This window comes from Mycobacterium sp. TH-M82 (genome assembly GCF_057473605.1).
Genome location: NZ_JBYCKY010000815.1, coordinates 1 through 4,244 on the forward strand (window position 1 = coordinate 1; position 4,244 = coordinate 4,244).

A 4,244-nucleotide genomic window follows, 5' to 3' on the forward strand; every position below is an offset into this window, starting at 1 on the left:
AACCAGCTGCGCGGCCGCGCCGGTCGCCAGGGCGACCCGGGGTCGTCGGTGTTCTTCTCCAGCTGGGAGGACGAGGTCATCGCCACCAACCTCGAAGCAAGCAAACTCCCGATGGACATCGACGGCGAGGGCCGGATCATCAGCGGAAAGGCGGCCGGACTGCTCGACCACGCCCAACGTGTCGCCGAGGGTAAGCTGCTCGACATCCACGCCAACACCTGGCGCTACAACCAGTTGATCGCCCAGCAGCGCGCCATCATCGTCGAACGGCGCAACACGCTGCTGTCCACCGCAGCCGCGCGCGATGAACTCGCCGAGCTGGCACCGGAGCGCTACCGGGCCCTAGTCGATCAACTGGGCTCGGATGGGTCGGATGGGGAAGCGAAGCTGGAGAAGATCTGTCGGCTGATCATGCTGTACCACCTCGACCGCGGCTGGGCCGATCACCTGGCGTTTTTGGCCGATATCCGGGAGAGTATCCACCTGCGCGCGCTGGGTCGGCTGAATCCGCTCGACGAGTTCCACCGGATGGCGCTGGATGCCTTCGCGTCGCTGGCGGCCGATGCGATCGAGGCGGCGCAGCAGACCTTTGAAACCTCTGACACCATCGAAGCCGAACCCGGTATCGACCTGTCCAAGCTGGCGCGGCCGACGTCGACGTGGACCTACATGGTCCGCGACAATCCGCTGACCGACGACACGATGGACGCGCTGAGCCTGCCGGGGATCTTTCGCTAGCGCCGGCCATGATGGGTCCCGGGGTCAGCCACGACCGGGTGCTGACGGTGCCCAACGTGCTCAGCGTGATCCGCCTGATACTGATCGGCGTGTTCGTCTATCTACTCCTGGTGAGCCGGGCCGAAGGCTGGGCGGTGATCGTGCTGCTGCTCAGCGGCGCCTCCGATTGGGCCGACGGCAAGATCGCTCGGCTGATGGGGCAGTCATCGAAGCTGGGTGCCCTGCTGGATCCCGCGATCGACCGGCTCTACATGGTGGCTGTCCCGATCGCATTCGGGCTGCGCGGCCTGGTGCCGTGGTGGGTCATCGCCGTGCTGCTGGCTCGTGACGCGCTGTTGGTCGCCGCGCTGCCGGTGCTGCGCAGCCGGGGACTGACCGCGCTGCCGGTGACCTACGTCGGCAAAGCTGCTACGTTCGCGCTGATGTCGGGCTTCCCGTTGATCCTGCTGGGGCAGTGGCCCGCAATGTGGAGCCGTGTGGCACTGGCCTGCGGGTGGGCGTTTCTGATCTGGGGCGTGGCGATTTATCTGTGGGCGTTCGTGTTGTACGTGGTGCAGCTGATCATGGTCGTGCGGCGGATTCCCAAGTTTTGCAGCGACGGCGGGGGCCATCGTGGGTGAGCCGGACCGGCCCTTCCCGGGCTACGCGCTGGGCGGCTACGAGCCGGGCGCCGGTCGTCGCGACCACCTGGCCGGACGGCCGCGGTTCATCCCGGTTCCCTCGTTGCTGCGCTCGCTGCTGACCGAGCACCTGGACCCGGGTTACGCCGCGGCCGCCGCTGAACGCGAGCGCTCCGGTGTAGGCGGTGGACCCCCGAGCGGCCCAGTCCGGGTTGCGGCGTGGGCGTGGCGAGCCGTGGCCGCGTTGCTGGTCGCCGGGATGTTCACCGTCGCCGTCGGGCAGGCCCGTTCGTTGGCACCCGGGGTGCGCGCCGCCCAGCAGGTACTGGCGGGCAGCCTGCGGTCGGTCGAGACCGCCACCGACCGGCTGGTCAACCATCGTGACTCGCTGGTAACGCAGGTCGACGACCTGCAGCGGCGCCGGCTCAACGACGACACCGAGGGTCGGCGGTTGCTGGCCGGGCTCGATGCGCTCAGTCTGGCGGCCGCCAGCACTGGCGTGATCGGCCCGGGGCTGACCGTCACGGTGACTGACCCCGGGATCGGGCGAAACCTCTCCGATGTGTCCAAGCAGCGGGTGTCGGGCAGTCAGCAGATCATTCTGGATCGCGACCTGCAGCTCGTCGTCAATTCACTGTGGGCCAGCGACGCCGCGGCTATTTCAGTCGACGGTGTGCGGATCGGGCCCAACGTGACCATTCGCCAGGCCGGCGGCGCGATCCTGGTCGACAATACTCCGGTCAGCAGCCCCTATACGATCCTGGCGATCGGCCCGCCGCACGAACTGCAGGACTCCTTCGACCGCAGCCCAGGGCTGTACCGACTACGTCTGCTGGAGGTGTCCTACGGAGTCGGCGTCAGCGTCAGCGCCGGTGACGGCTTGGCGCTGCCGGCAGGCGCAGTCCGGGATGTCAAGTTCGCCGAACAGATCGGAGCCCAGTGACATGACAGAAGCCGCCGGCAGATGATCGGCGTCGCTGCCTTGGTCGTCGGCATCGTGCTGGGCGTGATCTTCCACCCCAGCGTGCCGGAAGCGGTCCAGCCCTATCTGCCCATCGCGGTGGTGGCCGCGCTGGACTCGGTATTCGGCGGGCTGCGCGCCTATCTGGAGCGGATCTTCGACCCGAAGGTGTTCGTGGTGTCGTTCGTGTTCAACGTCCTGGTCGCGGCGTTGATCGTCTACGTCGGCGACCAGCTTGGCGTCGGGACGCAGCTTTCCACCGCGATCATCGTGGTGCTGGGAATCCGCATCTTCGGAAACGCCGCCGCCCTGCGGCGCCGATTGTTCGGAGCCTGACCGACATGGGGTGCGCCGACGACGATGCACAGCGAAGCGCGAAGAAGCGGCGCATCAGTACCGACGCCGTCCGGCGGGAGAACACCGATTCAGCCGATTCAGCCGATACAGCCGCGGTGCCGCACGGCCGGCACGAGTTGCCGCCCGATCATGATCAGGCCGGCGCCGAGACGCCGGACGCCGGCCTGCGGGCGGGTCGCTCTCGGCGACTGTTCGGTGCACTGGCTATCCTGCTCTGCCTGCTGCTGGGTGCGGCCATCGTTACCCAGGTGCGCCAGAATGAGTCCGGCGATGCGCTGGACACGGCGCGCCCCGCCGACCTGCTGGTGCTGCTGGATTCACTGCGTCAGCGCGAGGCCAGGCTGAACACCGAGGTCGCCGAACTACAGCAGACGCTGAGGGTGCTGCAGGAGTCGGGCAGCAGCGACCATGCGGCCATCGAGAACGCGCAGGCGAGGCTGGCCGCTCTGGCCATCATGACCGGCACCGTCGGCGCGTTCGGACCCGGTGTCACGGTGACCATCGAAGACCCCGGGCACGCGGTGGTGCCGGAGGCGATGCTGGATGTGATCAACGAGCTGCGCGCGGCCGGCGCCGAGGCGATGGAGATCCGCGACACGCAGCAGGGGGTGCGGGTCGGGGTGGATACTTGGGTGGCCGGCGCAGCCGGGGCTCTGGAATTCGACGGGAAGGTTCTCACGCCGCCGTACACGGTGGTGGCGATCGCCGATCCACCCACCCTGGCGGCGGCGATGAACATTCCGGGCGGCGCGGTCGACAGTGTCAAACGACTCGGCGGCACCATGACGGTGCAGCAGAGCGATCGGGTGGACGTGACCGTCTTGCGGCAACCGAAACCACACCAATACGCTCAGCCCGTCAACTGATCGCCAGCGAAGAAAAGGACCACCGTGAGCCCTGCCAGTGATGTCCCAGCCGACCTGCACTACACCGCCGAACATGAATGGGTCCGTCGCACCAGCCCGAACAGCGTTCGGGTGGGAATCACCGATTTCGCGCAGTCGGCGCTCGGGGACGTGGTGTTCGTCCAGCTGCCCGACGTGGGTGCGCAGGCGAGCGCGGGAGAATCCTTCGGCGAGGTGGAGTCGACGAAATCGGTGTCGGATCTCTACGCGCCGGTCTCGGCGAAAGTGGTCGCCGTCAACGGCGACCTGCAGGCCAGCCCGCAACTGGTGAACTCCGACCCGTACGGCGCCGGCTGGCTGCTGGATCTGCAGGTCGAGGAGGCACACATCGAGGCCCTGGAGCGCGACCTCGCGGCGCTGCTGAACGCCGACGCCTACCGGGGCACTCTGCCAGAATGAGCCCGGAATGAGGCCGGAATGAGCCGGAACGCGAATCGCCGGGGTGCCGGTTCGGCGCTGGACGGTCGAACATCCGATCGTGCGGTGCGGCGCGCATTGCGGGCCGCTGCACGGTACGGTCGACTCATCGACGGTAACGCCGGCGCCACGTGCGCCCAGCGGGTACAACCAGATCAGACAGATCAGATAACGCCACAGCGGCCAGTGAGGAGCAGCGGGTGCCGGAGAAGGACAACGACCAAACCACTGACGATGCTTCCGTGG

At 67.7% G+C, this 4,244-nt stretch carries 6 protein-coding genes; all 6 read left to right on the plus strand.

What is annotated here, in order from left to right:
• A partial coding sequence (locus AC2VON_RS23850; protein ID WP_486955066.1) for a preprotein translocase subunit SecA occupies positions 1-738 on the plus strand: 738 nt, incomplete at its 5' end.
• A gap of 11 nt (positions 739-749) precedes the next feature.
• Positions 750-1,358 (plus strand): CDP-alcohol phosphatidyltransferase family protein, encoded by a 609-nt coding sequence (locus AC2VON_RS23855; protein WP_486955071.1) that lies wholly within the window; start codon positions 750-752, stop codon positions 1,356-1,358.
• Entirely contained in the window at positions 1,351-2,301 is a 951-nt protein-coding gene (locus AC2VON_RS23860) for a DUF881 domain-containing protein (protein WP_486955067.1), read from the plus strand. Before AC2VON_RS23855 ends, AC2VON_RS23860 begins: the two co-directional genes overlap by 8 nt.
• Before the next feature lie 21 nt (positions 2,302-2,322).
• Positions 2,323-2,655, plus strand: a complete 333-nt coding sequence (locus AC2VON_RS23865) for a small basic family protein (RefSeq protein ID WP_486955068.1) — start codon at positions 2,323-2,325, stop codon at positions 2,653-2,655.
• A gap of 5 nt (positions 2,656-2,660) precedes the next feature.
• Positions 2,661-3,542, plus strand: coding sequence for a DUF881 domain-containing protein (locus AC2VON_RS23870; RefSeq protein ID WP_486955069.1), 882 nt, complete (start codon positions 2,661-2,663; stop codon positions 3,540-3,542).
• Positions 3,543-3,566: 24 nt separating this feature from the next.
• Entirely contained in the window at positions 3,567-3,980 is a 414-nt protein-coding gene (gene gcvH, locus AC2VON_RS23875; RefSeq protein ID WP_486955070.1) for a glycine cleavage system protein GcvH, read from the plus strand.
• Positions 3,981-4,244 lie beyond the last annotated feature (264 nt).

What these genes read in the sequence shown, in the direction of transcription:
- AC2VON_RS23855 (WP_486955071.1), top strand. Translation starts at nt 750, where the DNA reads ATGGGTCCCGGGGTCAGCCACGACCGGGTGCTGACGGTGCCCAACGTG.
- AC2VON_RS23870 (WP_486955069.1), top strand. Translation starts at nt 2,661, where the DNA reads ATGGGGTGCGCCGACGACGATGCACAGCGAAGCGCGAAGAAGCGGCGC.
- AC2VON_RS23865 (WP_486955068.1), top strand. Translation starts at nt 2,323, where the DNA reads ATGATCGGCGTCGCTGCCTTGGTCGTCGGCATCGTGCTGGGCGTGATC.